The organism is Anoxybacillus sp. LAT27 (assembly GCF_022030075.1).
GTDB classification, from domain to species: Bacteria; Bacillota; Bacilli; order Bacillales; family Anoxybacillaceae; genus Anoxybacillus; species Anoxybacillus kestanbolensis.
The window spans coordinates 1-23599 of record NZ_JAIWYK010000078.1 but is presented as its reverse complement, the minus strand read 5'-3'; the positions used below and the strand labels follow the sequence as shown (position 1 = coordinate 23599).

23 protein-coding genes are annotated in these 23599 nt (G+C 39.8%); 20 read left to right on the top strand and 3 right to left on the bottom strand.

Annotated elements, in window-relative coordinates; all coding sequences use genetic code 11:
- The first annotated feature begins 349 nt into the window (after window positions 1–349).
- From LD028_RS08155 to LD028_RS08120, 8 genes are all read left to right on the top strand, one after another.
- A complete protein-coding gene (locus LD028_RS08155; RefSeq protein WP_077428472.1) occupies window positions 350–1591 on the top strand; it encodes an MDR family MFS transporter in 1242 nt (413 codons plus the stop codon).
- Between the two features lie 204 nt (window positions 1592–1795).
- A complete protein-coding gene (locus tag LD028_RS08150) occupies window positions 1796–2425 on the top strand; it encodes a PEGA domain-containing protein (protein ID WP_237811528.1) in 630 nt (209 codons plus the stop codon).
- Between the two features lie 136 nt (window positions 2426–2561).
- Complete coding sequence (locus LD028_RS08145; protein ID WP_237811527.1) at window positions 2562–3221, top strand: 5-bromo-4-chloroindolyl phosphate hydrolysis family protein; 660 nt, start codon at window positions 2562–2564, stop codon at window positions 3219–3221.
- A complete protein-coding gene (locus LD028_RS08140; RefSeq protein WP_237811526.1) occupies window positions 3205–4356 on the top strand; it encodes a toxic anion resistance protein in 1152 nt (383 codons plus the stop codon). Before LD028_RS08145 ends, LD028_RS08140 begins: the two co-directional genes overlap by 17 nt.
- Before the next feature lie 66 nt (window positions 4357–4422).
- Entirely contained in the window at window positions 4423–4776 is a 354-nt protein-coding gene (locus tag LD028_RS08135; RefSeq protein ID WP_077428467.1) for a rhodanese-like domain-containing protein, read from the top strand.
- 72 nt (window positions 4777–4848) lie between these two features.
- Complete coding sequence (gene cdr / locus LD028_RS08130; RefSeq protein WP_237811525.1) at window positions 4849–6489, top strand: CoA-disulfide reductase; 1641 nt, start codon at window positions 4849–4851, stop codon at window positions 6487–6489.
- An 11-nt stretch (window positions 6490–6500) separates the two neighbouring features.
- Window positions 6501–6797, top strand: coding sequence for a rhodanese-like domain-containing protein (locus tag LD028_RS08125; protein WP_035046943.1), 297 nt, complete (start codon window positions 6501–6503; stop codon window positions 6795–6797).
- 102 nt (window positions 6798–6899) lie between these two features.
- Entirely contained in the window at window positions 6900–8093 is a 1194-nt protein-coding gene (locus LD028_RS08120; RefSeq protein WP_237811524.1) for an MFS transporter, read from the top strand.
- A gap of 11 nt (window positions 8094–8104) precedes the next feature.
- On the opposite strand, the gene LD028_RS08115 is transcribed toward LD028_RS08120, so the two are convergent.
- On the bottom strand, window positions 8105–9448 hold the full coding sequence (locus tag LD028_RS08115; protein ID WP_237811523.1) for a TrkH family potassium uptake protein: 1344 nt from the start codon (window positions 9446–9448) through the stop codon (window positions 8105–8107).
- A 166-nt stretch (window positions 9449–9614) separates the two neighbouring features.
- Here LD028_RS08115 and LD028_RS08110 point away from each other — a divergent pair, with 166 nt between their 5' ends.
- The 11 genes from LD028_RS08110 (at window position 9615) to LD028_RS08060 (ending at window position 21530) form a co-directional block, all read left to right on the top strand.
- On the top strand, window positions 9615–11297 hold the full coding sequence (locus LD028_RS08110) for a methyl-accepting chemotaxis protein (protein WP_237811522.1): 1683 nt from the start codon (window positions 9615–9617) through the stop codon (window positions 11295–11297).
- Between the two features lie 80 nt (window positions 11298–11377).
- Window positions 11378–12364, top strand: a complete 987-nt coding sequence (locus tag LD028_RS08105; protein WP_237811521.1) for a sugar-binding protein — start codon at window positions 11378–11380, stop codon at window positions 12362–12364.
- Complete coding sequence (locus LD028_RS08100) at window positions 12361–13800, top strand: sensor histidine kinase (protein ID WP_012574929.1); 1440 nt, start codon at window positions 12361–12363, stop codon at window positions 13798–13800. The genes LD028_RS08105 and LD028_RS08100 overlap by 4 nt, the downstream gene beginning before the upstream one ends.
- Window positions 13778–15010 carry a helix-turn-helix domain-containing protein gene (locus LD028_RS08095; RefSeq protein ID WP_237811520.1) on the top strand — a complete coding sequence of 411 codons (1233 nt, stop codon included), beginning with the start codon at window positions 13778–13780 and terminating at the stop codon, window positions 15008–15010. The genes LD028_RS08100 and LD028_RS08095 overlap by 23 nt, the downstream gene beginning before the upstream one ends.
- 180 nt (window positions 15011–15190) lie before the next feature.
- Window positions 15191–16273 carry a D-xylose ABC transporter substrate-binding protein gene (gene xylF / locus LD028_RS08090; protein ID WP_006318730.1) on the top strand — a complete coding sequence of 361 codons (1083 nt, stop codon included), beginning with the start codon at window positions 15191–15193 and terminating at the stop codon, window positions 16271–16273.
- A 61-nt stretch (window positions 16274–16334) separates the two neighbouring features.
- Window positions 16335–17843 carry a xylose ABC transporter ATP-binding protein gene (locus LD028_RS08085; RefSeq protein ID WP_035019686.1) on the top strand — a complete coding sequence of 503 codons (1509 nt, stop codon included), beginning with the start codon at window positions 16335–16337 and terminating at the stop codon, window positions 17841–17843.
- Between the two features lie 3 nt (window positions 17844–17846).
- Window positions 17847–19016 (top strand): sugar ABC transporter permease, encoded by a 1170-nt coding sequence (locus LD028_RS08080; RefSeq protein WP_237811519.1) that lies wholly within the window; start codon window positions 17847–17849, stop codon window positions 19014–19016.
- Between the two features lie 63 nt (window positions 19017–19079).
- Window positions 19080–20201: an o-succinylbenzoate synthase gene (gene menC, locus LD028_RS08075; protein ID WP_237811518.1), complete on the top strand. Its 1122-nt coding sequence runs from the start codon at window positions 19080–19082 to the stop codon at window positions 20199–20201.
- A gap of 4 nt (window positions 20202–20205) precedes the next feature.
- Window positions 20206–20718 carry a hypothetical protein gene (locus LD028_RS08070; RefSeq protein ID WP_237811517.1) on the top strand — a complete coding sequence of 171 codons (513 nt, stop codon included), beginning with the start codon at window positions 20206–20208 and terminating at the stop codon, window positions 20716–20718.
- A 79-nt stretch (window positions 20719–20797) separates the two neighbouring features.
- Entirely contained in the window at window positions 20798–21043 is a 246-nt protein-coding gene (locus tag LD028_RS08065; protein WP_077428459.1) for a YuzB family protein, read from the top strand.
- Window positions 21044–21095: 52 nt separating this feature from the next.
- Window positions 21096–21530, top strand: coding sequence for a DnaA N-terminal domain-containing protein (locus tag LD028_RS08060; protein ID WP_237811516.1), 435 nt, complete (start codon window positions 21096–21098; stop codon window positions 21528–21530).
- Between the two features lie 34 nt (window positions 21531–21564).
- Here the strand turns inward: LD028_RS08060 and LD028_RS08055 are convergent, their stop codons facing one another.
- Complete coding sequence (locus LD028_RS08055) at window positions 21565–21900, bottom strand: DUF3992 domain-containing protein (RefSeq protein WP_237811515.1); 336 nt, start codon at window positions 21898–21900, stop codon at window positions 21565–21567.
- 192 nt (window positions 21901–22092) lie between these two features.
- On the opposite strand from LD028_RS08055, the gene LD028_RS08050 reads away from it, so the two are divergent.
- Window positions 22093–22956 (top strand): BMQ_0737 family morphogenetic spore coat protein, encoded by an 864-nt coding sequence (locus LD028_RS08050; RefSeq protein ID WP_237811514.1) that lies wholly within the window; start codon window positions 22093–22095, stop codon window positions 22954–22956.
- A 30-nt stretch (window positions 22957–22986) separates the two neighbouring features.
- Here the strand turns inward: LD028_RS08050 and LD028_RS08045 are convergent, their stop codons facing one another.
- On the bottom strand, window positions 22987–23523 hold the full coding sequence (locus LD028_RS08045) for a hypothetical protein (protein ID WP_237811513.1): 537 nt from the start codon (window positions 23521–23523) through the stop codon (window positions 22987–22989).
- Window positions 23524–23599 lie beyond the last annotated feature (76 nt).

Genomic DNA, 23599 nt, shown 5'->3' with positions numbered 1-23599 from the left:
AAAGAAAAGAAGAAAAAATTCACGAGGAAAGTGAACTTTTTCTTGACTCCCCACTTTTTCAACACTTTGAAATCTCCTGCCTAGGCAGGAGATTTAGTCTTTTATTGCGGAAAGAAATGAATCGATAATACTTACATCATTTGTAATTAGAAAAGCAGGGAGTAATGCAATAATGGCCACAACCGTCGCGTATGAAACGATAACATTTTTCACTATTTTCACAGTGCTCACTTCCTTTTGATTTTATTTTCTTATTTTTCTGTTATTTTGTCAATCTTTTTTATTAGCGAAACTTTTGTACGAAAATGGTATAATAACAAAATAGTTGTTTTAAGAAGGGAGGATTACGATGCGAATACGAGATTGGGATCGAAACTTACGTATTCGTTTAATTGGGGAATCACTCGTTGGAGTTACTTTTTGGATGATATTTCCTTTTATCGCCATTTATTTTTCTGGCATATTCGGTCGAGAAAAAACAGGTGTATTGCTTGTTATTTCGCAATTATTTTCGGTAATTGCTAATTTACTTGGAGGGTATTTTGCTGATCGATTTGGAAGAAAGAAGATGATGGTGCTTGCAGCGTGTGGACAAGCGCTTGCTTTTTTCTTATTTGCACTATCCAATTCTCCGTTATTCTCATCACCGTTGATGAGTTTTATTTGTTTTGCCCTCGTAGGCGTATGCGGCTCACTTTATTGGCCTGCAAGTCAGGCGATGGTTGCAGATGTTGTTTCAGAAAAAGATCAAAGTCGCGTGTTTGCTGTATTTTATACGATGAATAACATCATGGTTGTCATCGGTCCACTCCTTGGAGGAGTATTTTATCCTGAACACCAGTTTTTCTTACTTCTCATCGCAGGGACGTTTTGTGCGATCGTTGCGATTGTTCTTTTTATTTATTTAGATGAAACAGCACCGATATGGAGAAAAACAACAGGAACATGGTATATGTTTTTTATTGAGCAGTTAAACAATTATCGCCTCATCGTAAAAGATCGTACGTTTCTTTTATTTATTGTTGCTGGTATTCTTGTGGCACAAACGTTTATGCAACTCGACATTTTACTTCCTGTTTACATAAAGGAAGTCGTTTCAAAACAAACGTTATTTTCTGTCGGACATTGGTCGCTTTCGTTGAGCGGGGAGAAGGCGTTTAGTGTTCTGATTGCGGAAAACGGATTGCTTGTTGCTTTATTTACGGTAGCTGTGACGAAGTGGATGGAAAACTATAAAGAAAAATGGGTGTTTGTCTTTTCTTCACTTTTTTACGGAATCGCCATTTTTCTTTTTGGTCAAACCACATCTCTATGGATGATGATCTTTTTAATTGCTTTATTTACGCTAGCAGAACTGATGACAGTCGGTTTACAACAAACGTTTGTTGCTAAATTGGCACCCGAGCATATGCGTGGACAATATTTTGCTGCAGCGAGCCTACGTTTTACGCTTGGGCGCATGATGGCTCCACTCGCTTTGACGCTTCCTTTTGCGTATCATTGGACGTTTTTTATTTTAATGTTACTTGCCGTATGTAGCGCATGGTTGTATGCTGTTATGTTTCAAATGATGGAGGGAAAGCGTGCATGATTATTCTCATTCGGCATGGAAAGCCTGTTTGTAAAATGATACATAAATAAAAAAATGGGCATATTGGGAAGTTGTGACGTTGTCGTTGACAAGGCGCACACCGTGATGTACATATATGGTGTGTAGCCCCTTCTTTTTCTCATATTTTCCCTTTTCTTCTCATACATATGATGATGTAAATATGAGAAAAGAGGGGAAATACGTGTGAATGAAAAAGGGGGATTACAAAAAGAAGCGATGACACGAAGCGAACGACGAAAACAAAAACGACCATTTGTTTTTGTATGTTTATTATTCGTTGTAAGCGCGTGTGTCGTCGGTGCATGGGGAGTGGCGAAACAAGAGACGAGTGAACAGAAAGTAATTGAGCAATTCATCACCGCGTTACGTCAAGAAGATATGCATGCGTTGAAACAGTTCATTGATGCTCCATTAGAAGAAAAGGCGTCACTTTTACCACTTTTTGCGTATTTACGTAAACATCCAGAGGGTTATGACCAAATAAGGAAAGAGTTAGCGCAACAAAAAGATGATCGAGTTTACATAAAAGGATTAACGTCAACTCCGCCGATTTTTTTAATGAAATTGTCGCAAGGAACGTACAAATTTGAACCGACGCTGTATCATGTATATGTGCAAACGAACGAGCAAGGGGCTCGTATTTTGATTAACGACACATACGTCGGTGAAACGAATGCATCGTTAGTGAAAGTAGGAGAGTATGTTCCAGGCCTATATGAAGTGAAAATGGTGACAGATGAACGAGAACAAACGAAGCAAATATCGCTCTTTGGAGGAGAGCGGATTCGTATCGTTCGTTTCGATTCGAACTAAAAGATGCAACGACATGTTGCGTCTTTTTTTGTCAAAGTCGAAACATATCTTCTCGTTCGTACGTAATATAGTCATCATTTTCATTTCATAAAAAATCATAGTAAAATAAAGGATCATAGACGATTGGAGGAAAACGATGAAACGATTCATTCGAACAATATGGCGATGGTTTGTATCATGGAATATCGGTTTATTTAGTGCTCTGATCTCGCTGCTTGCATTTCGTTTGCCTTTTTTCATCTCATTTTTGATTGGTGTAAGTGTAGGAATGATGTATTCCGTTTACATGAAGAAAAAAGAAAAGAAGGATCGATTGCATGATTTTAAAGACGAGCGATTGAAAGATGCGAAAAAAAAGGTTCGGAGAATCGGACAAAGTTTGTGGAGAATTCGTTCGGCCCCGATGTTTTCTAAACTTTCCCGTTTGTACTCCATTTGTCAAAAAATAATTGAAATTGTCGAAAAGCAACCTGATCGTCTCGCTGTTGCGCAACCGTTTTTTAACACAACATTGGACTCCATTGTTACCATTATTGATAAATATATTTATTTAACAAAACAACCCGTAAAAAGAGAGGAGATTCGACAGGCGATGAGGGAAGCAGAGGAAGCACTTGATCTGGCGCTAATGAAAGCGGAAAATGAACTGTTGGACATGCTTGAAGAAGATTTGTTTGATTTAAAGACGGAAGTAAAGCTTGTGAAACATACGATTGCATCAGACGATCCCTTTTCTTTACCAACAAAACATACAATAACAGTGACGGAGGAGAAAAGGCATGAGCAAAAACGATGAAATGCTTTGGACAAGTTCGATCGATTCGTTGCTTGCCAATCCATTTGGCGAAGTGACAGAAGCAAGCGTCAATCCATCATCTCCGCGTCTCATTGATCAATTAAAAGAAGAGCATCGACAGAAAGCGTTAGCACTTGCTGAGCAAATTGATCCGCGCAATCATCAAGCTATTTTACAATATGGAGTAGCAGCGCAAGCGGAGTTGTCACGCTTTTCCCATTCGATTTTAAATCATGTGCAAAAAAAAGACGTTGGACCTGTTGGAGAAGTGATTCATGAGCTTATGACAAAAATGAAAGAAGTTAACATTGAAGACTTTGCAATGAATAAAAAGAGTTTTTTCGCCCGCATGTTTCAATCTGTCACACAGTCTGTGCAACATATTTTATCTAAATATCAAAAATTAGGTGTCGACATTGATCGGATTGCTGATCAACTTGAAAAACATCGCCAAATGTTATTTCGTGACATTATGATGTTAGAAACATTATATGAAAAAAATAAAGAATACTTTGATGCCTTAAACATTTACATCGCTGCAGCTGAGTTGAAGCTCGAACAACTGCGAACAAAAACGATTCCAGAGCTAGAGAAAAAGGCATTACAGTCACAAAATCAAATGGATGTGCAAGAAGTCAATGATATGATTCAATTTGCTGACCGGCTTGAAAAACGGATTCATGATTTAAAATTAAGTCGACAAATTACAATTCAAACGGCACCGCAAATTCGGCTCATTCAACATGTCAATCAAACGTTAGTTGAACGTATTCAATCGTCCATTTTAACAGCCATTCCACTCTGGAAAAATCAACTTGTTATCGCACTAACGCTCCTCCGCCAAAAGAAAGCGGTAGAGGCACAAAAAGCGGTAACAAAAACGACGAATGAGCTGTTGTTGCGTAACTCGGAAATGTTAAAAATGAATACAATTGAAGCAGCAAAAGAAAATGAAGAAGGGCTTGTTAGCATCGATACGTTAAAAAAGACGCAAGAAAATTTATTAGAAACACTTGAAGAAACATTGAAAATTCAACAAGAAGGGCGCATGAAGCGTCAGCAAGTGGAACGAGAGCTTGTTGAAATGGAAGAACAATTAAAACAGAGGTTGCTTACACTAAAAAGGGCTGAATAAAATCAGCTCTTTTTTATTGATTTTATATACCTATTAGGGTATGATGTGAAAGGGAGGTAAGACAACATGACTTATATAGTAATCGTTATGCTCGTGCTATATGCTCTATATTATCGCTATGTACCCGTTCGTGGTGTCAAAGAGTTGACGTCTTTATCATCATATGAACATGTGACGTTGCTTGATGTACGTGACTACAACGAGGCAGACGAAATGAATGGGGCTCTCCGCGTTCCCGTTGCATACTTAAAACGTTATTATCAAACCATTCCGAACCGTCAAGTGATTGTCATTGCAAAAAGCAATCTAGAGAAAAATGTCGCGATCCGTTTACTTAGACGTTATCATTTCTCAATAGAAGGATATTATATAAAAGGGCACGAGCATGTAAATGAGTTAAATATGGTAAAATGTCACTAACTGTTCAAACTTTATGAAGCAATTGTTTGTTATAATACGGTTACACGTACTTGTATATGGAGGGGATGTACAATGAGAAAAATCGTCATTGTTGGTGGTGTGGCTGGAGGTGCTTCTGCTGCAGCACGTTTGCGTCGGTTAAGCGAAAAAGATGAAATTATTATGTTTGAACGCGGTGAATATATTTCATTCGCAAACTGCGGACTTCCTTATTACATTGGGGATGTCATTCAAGAACGAAGCAAGTTGCTTGTTCAAACCGTTGATGGCATGTCGAAACGGTTTCGTATTGATGTGCGTAACTTAAGTGAAGTGACAAGTATTAACCGTGAGCGAAAAACGGTAACGGTAAAACATTTACGAACAAATGAACAATATGAACAACCGTACGATGTTCTTATTTTATCGCCAGGGGCAAAACCAATCGTCCCACCAATTCCAGGTATAGACGAAGCAAAAGCGCTTTTTACGTTGCGTAATGTGCCAGATACGGATCGTATTCGCTCGTTCGTTGATAATGAAAAACCGAAACGAGCTGTCGTTATTGGTGGTGGCTTTATCGGTGTAGAAATGGCTGAGAACTTAACAGAACGCGGTGTCCATGTGACGCTTGTAGAAATGGCGAATCAAGTGATGGCACCGATTGATTACGAGATGGCAGCGATTGTGCATACACACATGAAAGAGCACGGCGTTGACTTGATTTTAGAAGATGGCGTACAAGCGTTTGAAAACGAAGGTCGACGCGTCGTGTTAAAAAGTGAGCGAACGATCGAAACAGATATGATTATTTTAGCCATTGGTGTTCAGCCGGAAAGCCAGCTGGCGAAAGAAGCAGGACTAGAACTTGGTTTTCGTGGTGCCATTAAAGTGAATGAACATTTGCAAACGTCTGACCCGAACATTTTTGCGATCGGTGATGCCATTGAAGTAAAAAGCTTCATTCATGGATTTGAAACTTTTGTTCCACTTGCATGGCCAGCGAACCGTCAAGGTCGACTTGTTGCTGACTACATTAACGGTCGTCACGTGAAGTATAACGGAACGCTTGGTACGTCGATTGCTAAAATTTTTCATATGACAGTAGCGGCAACAGGATTGAACGAAAAAATATTAAAACATCACGGTGTTGATTACGAAGTCGTTCACGTTCATCCAATGAGCCATGCAAGCTATTATCCAGGTGCAACGCAAATGACATTAAAGTTAATTTTCGATCGTCAAGGTCGAATTTATGGAGCACAAGCAGTTGGACAAGATGGAGTCGACAAGCGCATTGATGTCATTGCAACGGCGATAAAAGGTGGATTAACTGTATACGATTTGCCTGATTTAGAGTTAGCTTATGCGCCTCCATTTTCATCAGCGAAAGATCCAGTCAATATGGCTGGATATGTAGCGTCAAACGTGCTAGATGGCATGGTTGAAACGGTACAATGGCATGAAATTGATGACATTGTCGCTAACGGCGGGTTGCTCATTGATGTTCGTACGCCAAGAGAATTAGAAACAAGGGGAGCGATTCCGGGAAGCATCAACATTCCACTTGATGATTTGCGCGACCGCCTTCACGAATTACCGAAAGATCAAACGATTTATGTCACATGTCAAGTCGGTTTGCGCGGATATTTAGCCACTCGCATTTTGAAAGAACATGGATTTGAAGCAAAAAATTTAGACGGTGGTTATAAATTGTACTCGAGTGTAAAGTAGGAGGAGTAGATATGTTTGAAAATATTTTACCGACACAAGCAGATGTCTTGCGTCATGAAGCAAATGTAGAAGTACTAGACGTTCGGGAGGCGCATGAAGTGGCGGCAGGAAAAATCCCAAATGCGCGCCATATTCCGCTCGGGCAACTATTTGCTCGTTTAAACGAACTAGATCAAAACAAAACGTACATTGTTGTTTGCCATTCAGGTGGCCGAAGTGCATTAGCGTGCGAGTGGCTATCAGAACGAGGCTTCCGTGTAAAAAACATGGTTGGCGGCATGATGAGTTGGGAAGGAGAAGTGGAGTAAGACTGGCGATGTGCCAGTCTTATTTTTTATGCACTTGGCATCGTTTTATTGTACAATAAAATACATGTATTGGAAGAGAGAAACGAATGAAGGGGAATACATATGTGGAAAGATAAAAATGTGATTCTTATTTTTATTGGTGAGTTTATTGCCGGAATTGGTTTATGGCTTGGGATTATCGGAAACTTAGAGTTTATGCAAAGGCATGTCCCATCTGACTTTGTGAAGTCGCTTATTTTATTTTCGGGATTGCTTGCTGGTGTTGTAGTTAGTCCGATAGCAGGAAGATGGATTGATACGTACGCAAAAAAGCATATTCTTTTATATGCGGGAATTGGCCGTATATGTAGCGTTGTTTTTATGTTATTCGCCCTAAAATATGAATCTATTTTCCTCATGGTATGTTTTATGGTTTCCATTCAAGTCGCAGCCGCTTTCTATTTTCCAACGTTGCAAGCAATCATCCCACTTGTTGTGCGGGATGAGAAACAACTGATGACGATCAATGGGATGCACATGAATATTTCAGCGTTATCACGAATTTCTGGTACTGCCTTTGGTGGTGTTCTCCTTATGATTACAAGTTTGCAAACGTTATATATCGGCGCGATAGTTGCGTACATTTTACTATTTCTACTTACTTTTTTTATTGATATAAAAGAAGAAAAGAGAGACATAAGCAGTTATACAAAAGAAAAACAACGATTTACAGACATATTTCCAATCATTCGTCAACTCCCTATCGTTTATATTGCGGTTATTTTAACGATTGTTCCACAGCTGTTTATTGGTGGATTTAATTTAATGGTTATAAACATTAGCGAATTGCAACATGATTCGTCAATTAAAGGATGGCTGTATACCATTGAAGGAATCGGATTTTTATTTGGGGCTTTTTTCATTAAATATGCCGCTCGTGAACAAACGTATGTGAAATGGATGTATGCATTAACTTGTTTCATTGCTTTAGCGCAACTATCTTTACACTTTGCTCATATTAAATGGGTTTCGCTTGTTTCATTTGGATTGTTCGGCATATGCGTCGGTTGTTTTTTTCCGATGATCGCCACGATTTTTCAAACGAACGTTCCGAAATTATATCACGGTCGCTTTTTTTCATTCAAAAACATGTTTGATCGTGTGACATTTCAAGTGGTCTTGTTAGCTTCTGGATTTTTATTAGATACAATCGGACTAGAACGTATGGTTGTTCTATTTGGAATATTATCGTTTCTACTCATTATGTACACGATGTTTCGTAAAAAAGAGAGTATGTTAAAAAGCGAAGGGGCATAAGTCCCTTCGCCTTAACCAATAATAATGCGTTCTTTTGGGTAATGGTACGTTTCTTTTTGATTGCTGCCACGAATGAGAAATAAAAACGATAAAATACCAATGCGTCCGATAAACATTAAAGCAGTAATCACTAGTTTTCCAAATGTGCTCAGTTCGGATGTGATGCCCATCGATAAGCCGGTCGTTCCAAACGCGGAGCATACTTCAAAGACGATTTCGATCATTGTAAAAGGCTCTGAAAAGGAAAGAAGCACAATTGCTAAAAAACAAAGCATAAAGGCTGTTCCGAACACGATAAATGATTTTAATATATCTTCATGATGAATTTCTCGTTGAAACACTTTAATCGAGTTTTTTCCTTTTGCGTAAAAGAATATAGTTAACACCATAATCGCAAACGTTGTCGTTCGAATCCCTCCACCTACGCTGCTTGGAGAGGCACCAATAAACATCAATGCACTTAAAACAAGTAAGGTCGGTTCAGAAAACTCGGCCACATCCATCGTTGCTAGTCCGCCGTTACGAGAAGAAATCGATTGAAATAGTGCATAAAAAAGTGACTCATGCCATGTTTTATTAGCAAAAAATCGATTCCATTCGATCAGTAAAATTGCCCATGCTCCAAATAAAACGAGCAGAAAAAATGTGACGGTCGTCAATTTTGTGAAAAGTGAAAAACGATATTGCTGTTTTTGACGATGAAATACAAATTCTTTTACTTCAATGAGCACAGGAAATCCAATTGCACCTAGGACGAGTAAAATCATATGTACGGTTTGAACAAAATAATCATTAGCGAATGGGATAAGCGATTGTCCTGTAATGTCAAATCCAGCGTTTGTTGTTGCACTCACAGACGCAAAGAAGCCTTGAAAAAACGCTTCCTCCCATGATGGAAAATAACGAAGAAAATATATACCTAAAACGATTGCCCCAATTATTTCAATAGTAATAATGAGCGTTAAAATTTCCTTCATTAACTTCACTAATCCAGCAAACGTTGAACGATTTTGATCCGTCATAATAAGTTGGCGTTCACGAAAGCCAATTTTTTTTCCGAACATGAGCCAAATAAACGTTCCAAGCGCCATAATGCCGATGCCGCCAAATTGAAGAATAAAAGCAAGCACAAATACACCAGGTATATTAAACGTATCGACCGTCGATACGACAGTGAGTCCTGTGACACTAATGGCGCTCACAGCGGTAAATAATGCGTCAACAAAGCTTAATTTTACACCAGGTTGGTGAAAAAAAGGAAGCCATAGTAAAAATGTTGATATGCAAACAGCTACAAAGTAAAACAGGACAATAAGCTGAACGGTAGATAGGCGAGATAATTTTCGAACTTTCACAGCTTTACTCCCTCACACGTTTTCATTTAAACATATTTTGATTTTGGCAAATGGTGAAAAAGAATGCAAGTCTGTTTTTTGATAAAGAAATATTTGTATTTATAAATTTTTTTTCATTTGATAAAATAGTGTTGCTCATCAATTCACAAAAATGGAGGGGACAGTAATGAAAACGCGAGGAAAAATCGTAGCTGTATATATCCTTACCGTCTTTTTGCTAGTTGGACTTGTTAACGGCATCATTTATGTTCAATTTCAATCATTAATCTCTAACAAAGTGATGACGACAAACGCTCAACTTGCTCTCCAACTCATTGATGCAAAATTCCCTGGAGCATGGCAAGTAAAAGATGGGGAGCTATACAAAGGGGAAATGAAAATGAACGAAAACGAGGAGGTTGTCGACTACATAAAGGAAGTTGTTGGTGCGGATAGTACGATTTTTCTTAACGATGAACGCATCGCTACGACAATTATGAAAGATGGTGAAAGGCAAATCAGAACGAAAGCTGATCCGAAAGTTGTGCAACAAGTCATAGAAAAACAAAATCGTTATATCGGTGAAGCGAACGTACTTGGAGAACCGTATGTAACAAGCTATTTGCCAATTAAAAACGCTCATGATGAAGTCATCGGCATGTTTTTTATCGGCATGCCGAAACAAATCGTTAATCAAGAGATTGATCATGTTATTGTAAAAGTAATCGCTATTTCTGCATTATTTGTCATTGTTGGAGTAATCGCATATCACTTATTTATTTCTGTTCGCATTATGAAGCCGCTACATGTCGCAAAACAACATCTTGAACAAATAGCTAGCGGTGACTTTAGCAAACCGTTGCCAGAAAAACTTCTCGGGGCAAAAGATGAATTCGGTGAAATGGCACGTTCCCTTGCAGAAACGAAACAAGCGCTCCGAAATATAGCGGTTCATATTCAAGCACAAGCAGATGCGATTGATCAACAATCAAGTGCCCTATCCGCTACTTCTCAACAAATGTCTGCATCGACTGAAGAAGTGGCAGCAACGATGGAACAAGTATCCCAAGGGGCTGCCGCACAAGCGAACGATTTAGCTGATATGACACATTCACTTTCTTATTTAACAGAAAAAGTCGAGCGGGTATATGTAGAGCTTGCGAATGTAAAGCAAGAAACAATTCGTACGTCTGAACGGGCAGATATCGGGAAAAAAGAAATGGACGTATTAATTGACTCGATCGAACAAATTAAACAAGCGTTTGAAACGGTAACAAACCATGTTCGAATACTGACGACATCCGTACAAAAAATTAGTGGGATTACCGAAATGATCTCTACAATTTCTGATCAAACGAACTTACTAGCTTTAAATGCAGCGATTGAAGCAGCACGTGCCGGAGAAGCAGGAAAAGGATTTGCGGTTGTTGCGGATGAAGTGCGTAAACTAGCCGAACAATCGAAATCATTTACGGAAGACATTGTTCAGCTCATTACATCGATTAGCAAAAATACCGACGATGTCATTCATACATCAGGGGAAGTAGAACTCTTTATTAAAGATCAGTCAAATGCGGTGGAAAAAACTGTACGTTCGTTCGCTGACATTTTAACATCCATTAGCCATATTGCTCCTCTTATCGTTTCAACTGAACAAGCAATGGATGAAATCGTTAAAGAAAAAGACAAAGTCATTGCCCGCATCGAACAAATTAGCGCAGTCGCTGAAGAAAATTCAGCTGCAACAGAAGAAGTTACCGCCTCGTCGGAAGAGTTAACCGCATCAGCACAAGAAGTGGCTGCAACGGCCCAGCGGTTGTATGACATTGCAGAAAAAATGAAAGAAACAACCAATCGATTTATCGTATAAAGCGACAGACGATCTGTCGCTTTGAAAATCATTGTAAACGTTATCAAAACGAATTATAGTAAAATTAGGTGAAGAAGATCATGGCACAAAAAAAATGGACAATTAGCCTTATTGTACTACTCCTTTTGTTTTTATATGTTTTTTTTCATTTTATCACTGTAACAAAGCAACTAGAAAAAACAGTAGCAAAACTACAACACGAACAAAAAGGAACGTCCCATCTTCCACATGTCATTTTAATATCGCAAGAATTTGACAATCCGTATTGGCGGAAAATTGAACAAGGAGCAAAGGAGGCAGGAAAAAACTATGATGTAAATATTGAATACATCGGTCCGCTCCGAACAAGCGTTGATGAGCAAGTAAAATTGCTTGAAAAAGCAATTGCTTCTCGTGTTGATGGAATTATTGTGCAAAATCTAAAAGACGAAGCATTTACACCGCTTATTGACAAAGCAATTTCACGAAATATACCTGTCATTACAATCGATGCGGATGCTCCAAAAAGTCGTCGCATCGCTTATGTTGGAACAAATAATTTTGAAGCCGGTCAATTGCTTGGAAAAGCAGTTGTTTCCCGTGTGGAAGGAGAACGTGAGCTTGGGGTTATGATCGGAACGGATACATCAGAAAACCAACGTCTACGTTTGCAAGGATTTTTATCTGTTATTGCTCAACATCCGCGCTTAAAAGTCGTTTCTGTTGCCTCGTCGAACATTTCACGCATTCAAGCGTCGATTCAAGCGGAACAAATGTTGCGAAAACATCCGCATATTTCGGTAATGGTCGGTACAAGTGCACTTGATGCAATCGGCATCCGAATGGCGACAAAAAATTTACATCGTCAAGACATTCAAATTTTCGGGTTTGATGATGTAGAAGAAACAATAGAAGCCATTCAACAAGGGGACATTGTCGCAACGGTCGTTCAAAAACCTTACGATATGGGTTATTCCGCAGTCAAGTTAATGGTTGAGCATCTTTCTGGTAAACAAATTCAAAAAGAACATTTTACAGCGATTGAAGTCATTGATCGTCAAAACGTTCAGCAGGAGAGAAACAAATGAAAATCCGGACGAAATTGTTTGTTTTTATTCCACTTCTCGTTCTTTTATTGAATTGTATTGCGTTTTTTATTTTCCAAAGCGGAAAAAAAGTACAAGAAAGCTATGATGTCATGATGCAACGTATTTTTTTATACAAGCAAATCTCACTTGAAACTCAGGAAAATGTTCGGTTTTTAAGTAGCTATTTAATTCATCAAGACGAATATAATTATAAACAGCTTATTGAACATAAACAACAACTCGAAAAGTTGCATCGTGAACTAACAGAAAGACAATTGGACGGAAACGATGCGTTTACACTTGAAAATTATAAAAATATGGTTTATGTTTTTCTCGATTTAGAGCAAGCGATTATTCATAAGCTGACAAAACAGCAATTCACAGGTTATGCGGATCAGTACAACGAAATTGAGAAAATCGCTTCATTTATTCGAGAAGATAGTCAAGCGCTTGTCGACGTTGAGCTCAGCTTATATCAACCTGTATACAAGCAAATATTACAGCATACGGCACGGATGAATGAACTCGGTGGAACGCTGTTTGTTTTAACGACCATTTTAAGCATTGTATTTGCGATATGGCTATCGCGAACCATCGTCATTCCGATCCATCACCTTGTTCACGTAGCAAAAAAAATATCATCCGGTCAATTAGATACACGTATCCCTCGTTTTGATGGGCACGATGAAATCGGTTTGCTTGGTCAAACGTTTCAACATATGATTGAAAATTTGCGCATATTAATCTCTAAAAATATGGAAATATTAGAAAAAGAAAAACTTGTGCGTGAACTAGAGTTAAAAGCGTTACAAAGTCAAATTAATCCCCACTTTCTATTTAATACGCTAAACGTCATCTCAAAACTTGCCTATATTGAAGGGGCGGAACAGACGAGTGAACTGACTGTATCTACATCGAATTTATTGCGATACAACTTACGGAAGCTCGATCAACCTGTTACGTTGCGTGAAGAAGTCGAACATGCGAAAGAGTATTTTGCGATTCAAAAAGCCCGTTTTCGCGATCGTGTGACTTTCGAAGTCAAAGTGGATGAATCATGTTTAGAACAACCCATTCCTTGTTTAACGTTGCAACCGCTTATTGAAAATGCTTTTATTCATGGGATTGAAGGAATGGAAGAAGGGGCAAATATTCAATTAATCATCGAAGAAAAAAGAAATTGCATTCAAATAACAATTGCTGATAACGGCGTAGGTATGCCGTACGATGTACAACGAGCGATTATGGACGCATCGTATTCATTAACGAAAACAGGTCATTCCACAGGACTTGGGTTAGAAAATGTATTGAGGCGTCTTCAGCTTTTTTACGGAGTCGAGAAAATACTTGAAATAAAAAGTGCTCCAAACGAAGGAACCGCCATCATTTTACGATTACCGAGGAGGGAGAGAGATGTACAAGCTGCTCATTGCTGATGACGAACCGCTAGAGCGGGAAGGATTGCAATTGATGATTGAACGGGCTTTTCCGAATATGTTTACCATTTTTCATGCCGAACACGGTCGCAGCGCCATTCAGCAAGTAGAACAACATCGGCCACACATTATTTTTATGGATATGAAAATGCCTGGTATTCAAGGACTCGAGGCAATCGCAGAAATACGAAAAATGGATGCGCAAGCGAAGATCGTTATTTTAACTGCATACGATTACTTTACATATGCAAAAGAAGCGATTTCTTTCGGTGTAAGTGAATACGTGTTAAAACCTGCGAAAAAACAACAAATGATTGATTTGTTACAAAAATTGTTACAGCAAATTGCAGAAGAACAAGCGATGCGTGAACAACAATTGGCTGCTCGTGAGAAACTCGTTCAGCTGCAAGCGTTAGGCGAGATGGCTTGGACGTGGTTGTTCATGGGGAAGATGGATGAATGTGCGGCTCATACGTTTACCGGTATGGAATTTGAAAGCGGATACGCAATAGTCGTGGAACTGGAAAAGGCTGATGCGTGTGAACGTGAGAAATGGGAAGAAAAGATGAAGCAATGCATAAAACAACAGCGACGTTGTTTATGTAGCTTGCTTAATCAAAGACAAATGGCAATTTTTATTGAAGCCAAGCAGGACGAATATGTCATTTCGTTTGTTCAATCGCTGTTAAAACAGCTCGAGAAAGCATTACAACAGCGAGTAAAGATCGGGATTGGCACGATCCAGTCAGGTGTTGATGGAATGAAACGCTCATATAAAGAGGCATCGATAGCAGTTCGTTACGTCTCCTCATTCAGTCGAGTGATGCATATTAATGATGTTCCGCTGACGGATGAAGTGGAACAAACGACAATAAAAACAGGCGGTAGTGTCATTGAACAAGTCGAAATGTTTTTGCAAGAAAACTACTGCTATGATGTGACGCTTGAGGAAGTAGCAAAATATGTTCACTTAACTCCGTATTATTTCAGCAAACTATTTAAAAAAGAAACAGGTCAAACATTTATCGATTATTTAACCAATTTACGCATCGAAAAAGCGAAGCAATTGATGCGTGATGAAGGATTAACAGTGAAAGAGGCTTGTTATCGTGTCGGATATAAAGACCCAAACTATTTTAGTCGTGTGTTTAAAAAAGTGACGAATATGACGCCAACAGAATATCGCCAAGATGTGTGCGAGCGTGCATAAAACGTTCGCATTTTTTTGTTGTTGGACAAAAAAATGCTAGACCATTCTTTTTCGCAGGAATGAAAGCGTTTAAATTGTGCGAATATAGCGCAAATAAGTGAAGAAAGTGAAGAAAACGCTTTCTTTTTCCCGTGGTATCTTTAAATATGTAAACGATATGAAAAACAAGGGGGAATACGTGTGAAGTGGTGGAAACATGTCGCAAAAGGGGCGGCAACATTTGTATTAGCATCCGCATTAACAGCGTGCGGTGTCGTATCTTCGGGAAACGAAGGGGGAAGCGAATCGACGAAAAAAGACGACGACAAAATTGTCATCGGTTTTTCGATGGATACGTTAAAGGAAGAGCGTTGGCAACGAGATAAAGAATTGTTTGAGGCAAAAGTGAAAGAGCTTGGTGCGGAAGTGAAAACGTTAGCAGCGAACGGAGATGATGCGGCACAGTTAAGCCAAGCAGAACAGCTTATTTCGGAAGGTGTCGATGTTCTTGTCGTTGTACCTCATAACGCTGAGGCATCGGCTGCGATCGTAGAAAAAGCGCATAAAGAAGGTATTCCTGTTATCTCTTATGACCGTTTAATTAAAAATGCGGAAGTAGATTATTATGTTTCGTTTGACAACGTGCGTGTCGGTGAAATGCAAGCACAAGCGATTGTAGAAAAAGCACCGAAAGGAAACTATGTTTACATCGGTGGAGCAGATACAGATAACAACGCTCATTTATTTCGCCAAGGAGCGATGAACGTATTAAAGCCACTTGAAGAAAAAGGCGACATTAAAATTGTTTACGATCAATTCTCAAAAGATTGGAAACCAGAAGAAGCTTTAAAAAATATGGAAAACGCATTAACAGCGAACAACAATAACATTCAAGCCGTTGTTGCAGCGAATGATGGCACAGCAGGCGGTGTCATTCAAGCATTAGCAGCACAAGGTTTAGCAGGAAAAGTACCTGTTTCAGGACAAGATGCTGAGTTAGCTGCATTACAACGCATCGTTGAAGGTACGCAAACGATGACAGTATACAAACCAATTAAAGCGATTGCAACAAAAGCAGCGGAAATGGCTGTTGCTTTAGCAAAAGGTGAGAAAATCGAAACGAACCAGACGGTATCAAACGGCAAAATCGATGTGCCATCTGTCTTGCTTGATCCGATCGCAGTAACGAAAGATAACGTTGTAGACACAGTCATTAAAGACGGTTATCACAAATTAGAAGATGTATTTAAAAACGTACCGAAAGATCAATGGCCAAAACAATGAAAACAAGGGGCTGGCTTTGCCAGACCCTTATTTTCAACATGATACAACGGGAGTGAAACGAATGTATGCGTTAGAAATGATCAATATTACAAAAGAGTTTCCCGGTGTGAAGGCGCTTGACCGCGTTAGTTTCAAAGTGAAAAAAGGAGAAATTCATGCGCTTTGTGGTGAAAATGGTGCTGGAAAATCGACGTTGATGAAAGTGCTAAGCGGGCTGTATCCGGCTGGCACATATGACGGTGAAATTCGTATTGATGGGAAGCCTGTTTCGTTTCGGAATATTGTTGATGCGGAGCAAGCAGGCATTGCAATCATTCACCAAGAGCTTGCGCTTGTCAAAGAAATGACCGTTGGTGAAAACATTTTTTTAGGACGCGAACCACGTAAATTCGGTGTCATTCAATGGGATCAATTGTACTATGAAGCAGAAACATGGTTAAAGAAAGTCGGATTAACAATTTCTCCACAAACAAAAATTCATTCACTCGGCATTGGGCAACAGCAGTTAGTGGAAATCGCAAAAGCGCTAGCTAAGCAAGCAAACATTTTAATTTTAGACGAACCTACTGCGGCCTTAACAGAAAGTGAAGTTGACATTTTAATGGGTATTTTAGAACAGCTACGAGCACAAGGGGTCGCGTGCATTTATATTTCTCATAAAATGCCAGAAGTATTTCGATTAGCAGATTCGATTACCGTATTGCGTGACGGAAAATCAATCGCAACTCTTTCACGTGCAGAAACGAATGAAGATGAAGTCGTTGCTCTCATGGTTGGGCGCGAGTTGACTGAACGTTATCCGTACGTCAAAAAAACGCCAGGGCATGCCGTATTAGAAGTAAAAAACTATTCCGTATGGCATAAAGAAAAGCCGATGAAAGTCAACGATAATATCCATATGACTGTCCGTGCTGGTGAAATTGTTGGAATTGCTGGATTGATGGGGGCTGGTCGAACAGAACTCGCGATGAGCTTATTCGGTGCATACGAAGGAAAAGCCGAAGGGGAAGTATGGATGGAAGGAAAACAAGTGCACATCCGCTCGGTACAAGATGCGATTCGGTCAGGCATTGCACTCGTCACAGAAGACCGGAAAAGATTAGGGCTTGTACTCGGCATGGATGTGAAAACAAATACGACATTAGCAAGCTTAAAAAGTATTAGTCACTTACAAATTATCAATCAAAATGAAGAATTAAAGTGGAGCCAAAAATATGTAGATGAGCTAAAAACGAAGACAGCTTCCTTAGAAACGGCTGTCGGCACGTTATCGGGAGGAAACCAACAAAAAGTTGTATTGGCGAAATGGTTAATGGCAAAACCGAAACTTTTAATATTAGACGAGCCAACACGTGGGATCGATGTTGGGGCAAAATATGAAATTTATCACCTAATGAATAAATTAGCAAAAGAAGGCGTTGCCATCATGATGATTTCTTCTGAGCTTCCAGAAATTTTGGGAATGAGCGACCGCATTTATGTTATGCGTGAAGGGCGAATCGTAAAAGAGTTATCACACGATGAAGCAACACAAGAAAATATTATGATGGCAGCGACAGGAGGGGAATGAGTCATGGAAGTGAAAGCAGTCATCGAGCAGCAACCGAAAAAGAAAAATATATTTGGCAAAATAGATATTCGTGCTTATACGATGATCGGTGCACTCATTGCCATTTGGATTTTCTTCGGCATGTTAAATGAAACATTTTTAAGCGCTCGAAATTTATCAAATTTATTTACACAAATGTCGGTTACAGCTATTTTAGCCATTGGTATGGTGCTTGTTATTGTCGCGGGTCATATTGACCTTTCCGTCGGTTCAATTGTCGGTCTTACTGGCGGTGTTGCAGCTATTTTAAGCAACTGGATGGGAATGCCAACATCTGTTGTTATTGTATGTACGTTGCTTGCAGGCGCACTTGTCGGATTCGTGCAAGGCTGGTTAGTTGCTTATCGGGCAATTCCGGCATTTATCGTTACATTAGGTGGAATGATGATTTTCCGCGGAGCATTAATGGGCATTACGAAATCGACGACTATTCCGATCTTTGATGCGCAGTTCATTGCTTTAGGAAGCGCATATTTTACGGATATTTTCGGTATGATCCTTGCGGCGGTTGCCATTGTTACGCTATTTATTTCAACATTTCGTAAGCGAAAATCGCGTCAACAATACGGCTTTACTGTCTCACCATTACCGATTGAGATTGCTAAACTACTTGTTATTAGCGTACTTATTTTGTTATTCGTTTTGACGATGAACAGTTATAAAGGAATTCCGTTTCCAATTATTTTTGTTATTGCACTTGCATTGATTTTTTCATTCATTGCGACAAAAACGACGTTTGGTCGTCACGTATACGCCATTGGAGGAAATGTGGAGGCGGCTCGACTATCTGGAATTAACATCCAACGTCATACGATGATGTTGTTTGTCTTTACGGGGTTACTTTCTGCTATTGCTGCGCTCGTTCTAACCGCGCGTTTATCTTCAGCGACCATTTCGGCAGGTCAAATGTATGAACTCGATGCTATTGCAGCCTGCGTCATCGGCGGAACATCGCTCATGGGTGGGTCTGGTACAATTATCGGAGCGATTATTGGAGCGATGGTCATGACGTCTCTTGATAACGGGATGTCATTGTTAGGGATGGAAACATTTTGGCAATATATTGTAAAAGGAAGCATTTTAATTTTAGCGGTTTGGATTGATATTGCTAGCCGAAAACGGAAAACAAGTTAGATAAAAAAGCTGATCGTTTTCTCGGTCAGCTTTTTTCATTTATTGTATAATTGTTTCGGAGGGATGTTTGTGCAAATACATACAGTTATTTTACGATACTTACAAATGGAATTAAAATCACCATTTACAACAAGTTTTGGGACGATGAAAACGCGTCCTGTTTTATTAGTTGAAGTCGTTGATGAAGACGGTGTGTGTGGCTGGGGAGAAGGTGTAGCGTTTTCTGCTCCGTGGTATACAGAGGAAACGATCGAGACGACGTGGCATATGCTCGAAACGTTTTTAATTCCGCTTCTTTTTCAAGCACCCGTTTATCATCCTGACGAATTGCGTGACCGATTTTCGATTGTTCGCCGCAATTACATGGCAAAAGCAGCGCTTGAAGGAGCCGTTTGGGATGCGTTTGCGAAACGACATGGGGTGTCGTTAAGCTCTGCGCTCGGCGGTGAAAAAAAAGAAGTGGAAGTCGGCGTCAGCATTGGCATTCAACCGATAACAAATACATTAAAACGGATCGAACAGGCGCTTGCGGAAGGATACAAACGTATAAAAATAAAAATTAAGCCCGGATGGGATGTTGATGTTGTTCGAGACATTCGTCACCATTTTCCGCACGTTCCGCTCATGGTAGATGCAAACTCCGCTTACTCGTTATGCGATATCGACCGTCTGAAAGCGCTCGATGACTATGAGCTGCTTATGATTGAACAGCCGCTTGCTGTCGATGACATCGTTGATCATGCGAAGCTACAGGCGGAATTGAAAACGCCGATTTGTTTAGATGAAAGCATTTGTTCGTATGAAGATGCAAAAAGGGCGATTGAGTTAAAAAGTTGCCGCGTGATCAATATAAAAATTGGTCGAGTCGGTGGACTGACAGAAGCGAAGCGCATTCATGATTTATGTCAACAACATCATATTCCTGTATGGTGTGGTGGTATGTTAGAAGGCGGAGTCGGACGAGCACATAGCATTGCTTTAGCAACTCTCCCTCATTTTTCTCTTCCAGGAGATACAGCAGCATCAGCAAATTATTGGGAACGAGATTTCATTGATCCAGAAGTAACTGTTAACAATGGACGAATTTTCGTTCGGCAACAGATTGGAATCGGTTACACCGTTAATCTGACAGAAGTCGAGCGGCGTACCGTTCGCTCAAAAATATATAAAAAATCGAGAGGATGAGCATATGTTTGACCCAACGATTTTCGACAATTTAAAAACGGTCGTAGAAGGAGCCGTTTATGATTTAGATGTAACAGATGAACTCGTAACAGTTGTTGATCGCTCAGACATCATTGATTTAGCGAAATTTACGCGCGCATATGCGCTTTCTTTTCAATTGCGGCATGCGCATAAAGTGACGTGCACTATTTCTCTCGCGATGACGCTTCAACATATTGCAAACGAGTTGTTATATGAAGAAATCTCGCAGGCCGGATGCACGATGACCGTTTCGTTTTCTTTTTCGGCTACACATGTCGATGGCCAAGCTGTAGAACAGACGCTAAAGCACATTTGGGGGGAACAGCGCACAGTTATACAAACGTTAACGTATACATACCCAAAACATGAGCGATATACTCATCAAGTGACGATTGATTTCGAACGCATGATTAACGAAAGTCATGTCGACGATTTATTGCAGATGATTCCGTACATTATTCGTTCGCTTGAGCAATTACAACAATATGCCAAGTAAAAATTATTGAAGGAAGCAAACATTCAAAGTATGATAGAAATGAAAATGATTATAGTTATCATACTTGGAGTGTGACGAAATGAAAAAAGTGCACTTTTGCAAGAAAAATAAATTTGCAACAAAAACGTTATATATGTTTCTAAAACAAACGTTCAAACATGTCAAAATAAAACGAAAAGATTGCGTTGGTAAATGTAAAACATGCAAACATTGCCCGTTTGTCCTAATCGATGGCGAAGTCGTTAAAGCGACAACAACGGATGAATTGTATGATCGCATTTCTCATGAAGTGACAAAACAATGGTGGGCGTTTCGAAAAAAATAAGCAGGAATTTTTTTATTTTTGTTTAATTTCATGTGTGAAAGGGGGGAAAACAATGTGGTCAGAAGTGAAAAACGTTTTATCTCGCACGATGTCCTCACTTGCTTTTGAAACATGGATTGAAGGAACGACAGCGACGATGGAAGACGATAAAGTCATCATTCATTGTACAAACCCACTGCAAAAAAATTGGATACAAGCGTTGTATATGCCTCACATTGAACAAGCGATTGAAAAAGTTTACAGGAAGCGAATGATTATTCAGTTAGAGGCGCCTCATGAGCTGTCTGACGAACAATTTATGCGCATGTGGAACTACATGATCGCCCTCGAAAAACAAACGTGGAACCTCGAAGCGCGTGTAACGAAAATCGAACGACAAATGGAAGAAATAAAAAAAGAAGTCGCTCAACTACAAGAGCGCACCGATTTTCTTGAACGGTTACTATCTGCTGAGGAACAACCAGTATCGAAAACGTATATTCATTAAAAAGGTGTTCCAACTAACGGAACACCTTAATTCATTAACATTTTTTATAATGCACAGTCATACATAACTTTCCGCAACAAATAGAACCGCCAGATCCTTCTAAACAACGAATTGATACTTTTTTCAAACTATTAAATGTTTTAGAAAACGATTGTCCTTCTGTTAACGTAGCAATTACTGTATCGTTCACACGTACTTCAACCCCATCACAGCTATTTTCCACTAATACCGTTACGGTTCCAAATGGTTTAATGACATCCCCATCTGCTTCCCAAATCGTACGATCTGTACCGTCACAACGAAACTCCCAGTTTTGACAAACTTCATCCGTCACGATTGGACGGTCTGGACAACATCCACCACAGCTCATTATATCCGCTCCTTTTTGTTTTTTATGGAAGAATGATCTTCCCTTATATACAATGCAGCAAACAAAAAAGTGTGTAGGATGTTGTCCTGTGTTTCGTACCTATTTTTTATTACATTTTTTCATCGTACGCCTATGCACGAATGTATATCGACACATAGTATGATATATCGAATGAAAAGGAGGGAGTGGCAGGTGGAGAAGCATTGTATTCATGTGGAAAAAGTGTTTGATTGGGTTTCGCGTTCGGTAAAATTAACGAAAAGAGAGACGTTGACCGAGCCGATTGTCGAGCATAATATTTGTGTTAACATTTGCGCGCCATGCGGGGAAAAAACGATCGTATGGTCAGCGGAAGAACATGTGCATGCGTTTGGAACGGTGACGGTTGTATATGAACAAGGGTGCGGACGACAAATGGACGTTTTGATTAACGGAGAAATCGTATGTTCATTACAAGAAGGGGAATCCCGTTCATTGACGATGTCACATTTGCGCGATGTGCATGTTGAATGTAAAGGAAATGGCACGTGCGTCGGACGTGTATGCATTCAACTTCATCAACAGCTCGATCGTCTTGACGATTGTGAACATATTCGTTGTATATTGACCGATGCGTGCGGTCAGCCGATTGTGCCAGAACAGATGACTTGTCGTGTGCTTGATGAACGCCAGACGGTGCATGTCACGTTGCCAAACGGAAAGCAAGTTGCATTGCAAAAAATATATGTTCTCGTTGAAACATTTATTGTATTACAATGTACACGAAAAGATGGGACGGTATGGAAAACAAAACCGATTTCACTAGCAACGATCGAGGACGTATTATTATGCGCCCCGCCAGAGACGGATATCGTTTGTGAAACGGTTGTTGCTGACTGTAAAGCAGCGCTTCTTTCAACAACGTGCCCGCAAATACTCATTTCTGTTCATCTTTGTCAACATATTCAATCGCTCGGACGTGTCAAAATTGAAATTGAAGGAACAACATGCACGCCGCGTGTCGAACAACAAGTCGACATATGCCCACCACATCACATACCTAGTTGTCCGATATAAAAAGAGAGCGACGCGCCAAGCGAAGCTCTCTTATAGCGTAAAGTCAAATATGCCTGAAATAAAACAGCTGTTGATGATCCATGTTTCATTTGATGTTGTCAAACGCACGGTTCCCTTCCCAACGGCATCGATTGTAACATTTTGTATATTGTTAAACTGTCCCGTCGCAAGTGTATCGACATCTACCGTTTGTCCTTGAATACGTTGCAAAAAGCTTGTAATTGAACGTTCACAACAATCACACGTATCGTCAATGGCGGGAAGAGAAATATTCTTTAACACATCTCCTCTCACCCCGACGACGTTACAAATCGGAAATGCTGCCGAACGTCTATTTTGTCCGTTTCCTGGAATCGTGCCTGTGACAATCAAGTCATTTACGATCTCACCAACAGTAAAATTGTTATTTCCTTGCCCTGACCCTGTTTGATCGAGCGTGGCAACATCGACTTTTTTTCCGTTTAGCTGTGCTAGTACATCTTTCATTCCTTCGACACAGCATGGACACTTGTCGCGCTCGGGCGGCATTGGTTTATGACGCATAGGTGCACAACAACATTTTTTCATTTCGTTTCCTCCCTCTAGAAATGTTGATATATCAAGGTTTCTTGGCATCATAGGGGTGCCAAAAAAATTTTTTCGA

What these genes read in the sequence shown, in the direction of transcription:
- LD028_RS08155 (WP_077428472.1), top strand. Translation starts at nt 350, where the DNA reads ATGCGAATACGAGATTGGGATCGAAACTTACGTATTCGTTTAATTGGG.
- LD028_RS08145 (WP_237811527.1), top strand. Translation starts at nt 2,562, where the DNA reads ATGAAACGATTCATTCGAACAATATGGCGATGGTTTGTATCATGGAAT.
- LD028_RS08140 (WP_237811526.1), top strand. Translation starts at nt 3,205, where the DNA reads ATGAGCAAAAACGATGAAATGCTTTGGACAAGTTCGATCGATTCGTTG.
- LD028_RS08135 (WP_077428467.1), top strand. Translation starts at nt 4,423, where the DNA reads ATGACTTATATAGTAATCGTTATGCTCGTGCTATATGCTCTATATTAT.
- cdr (WP_237811525.1), top strand. Translation starts at nt 4,849, where the DNA reads ATGAGAAAAATCGTCATTGTTGGTGGTGTGGCTGGAGGTGCTTCTGCT.
- LD028_RS08125 (WP_035046943.1), top strand. Translation starts at nt 6,501, where the DNA reads ATGTTTGAAAATATTTTACCGACACAAGCAGATGTCTTGCGTCATGAA.
- LD028_RS08120 (WP_237811524.1), top strand. Translation starts at nt 6,900, where the DNA reads ATGTGGAAAGATAAAAATGTGATTCTTATTTTTATTGGTGAGTTTATT.
- LD028_RS08110 (WP_237811522.1), top strand. Translation starts at nt 9,615, where the DNA reads ATGAAAACGCGAGGAAAAATCGTAGCTGTATATATCCTTACCGTCTTT.
- LD028_RS08105 (WP_237811521.1), top strand. Translation starts at nt 11,378, where the DNA reads ATGGCACAAAAAAAATGGACAATTAGCCTTATTGTACTACTCCTTTTG.
- LD028_RS08100 (WP_012574929.1), top strand. Translation starts at nt 12,361, where the DNA reads ATGAAAATCCGGACGAAATTGTTTGTTTTTATTCCACTTCTCGTTCTT.
- LD028_RS08095 (WP_237811520.1), top strand. Translation starts at nt 13,778, where the DNA reads ATGTACAAGCTGCTCATTGCTGATGACGAACCGCTAGAGCGGGAAGGA.
- LD028_RS08085 (WP_035019686.1), top strand. Translation starts at nt 16,335, where the DNA reads ATGTATGCGTTAGAAATGATCAATATTACAAAAGAGTTTCCCGGTGTG.
- LD028_RS08080 (WP_237811519.1), top strand. Translation starts at nt 17,847, where the DNA reads ATGGAAGTGAAAGCAGTCATCGAGCAGCAACCGAAAAAGAAAAATATA.
- menC (WP_237811518.1), top strand. Translation starts at nt 19,080, where the DNA reads ATGTTTGTGCAAATACATACAGTTATTTTACGATACTTACAAATGGAA.
- LD028_RS08070 (WP_237811517.1), top strand. Translation starts at nt 20,206, where the DNA reads ATGTTTGACCCAACGATTTTCGACAATTTAAAAACGGTCGTAGAAGGA.
- LD028_RS08065 (WP_077428459.1), top strand. Translation starts at nt 20,798, where the DNA reads ATGAAAAAAGTGCACTTTTGCAAGAAAAATAAATTTGCAACAAAAACG.
- LD028_RS08060 (WP_237811516.1), top strand. Translation starts at nt 21,096, where the DNA reads ATGTGGTCAGAAGTGAAAAACGTTTTATCTCGCACGATGTCCTCACTT.
- LD028_RS08055 (WP_237811515.1), bottom strand. Translation starts at nt 21,900, where the DNA reads ATGAGCTGTGGTGGATGTTGTCCAGACCGTCCAATCGTGACGGATGAA.
- LD028_RS08045 (WP_237811513.1), bottom strand. Translation starts at nt 23,523, where the DNA reads ATGAAAAAATGTTGTTGTGCACCTATGCGTCATAAACCAATGCCGCCC.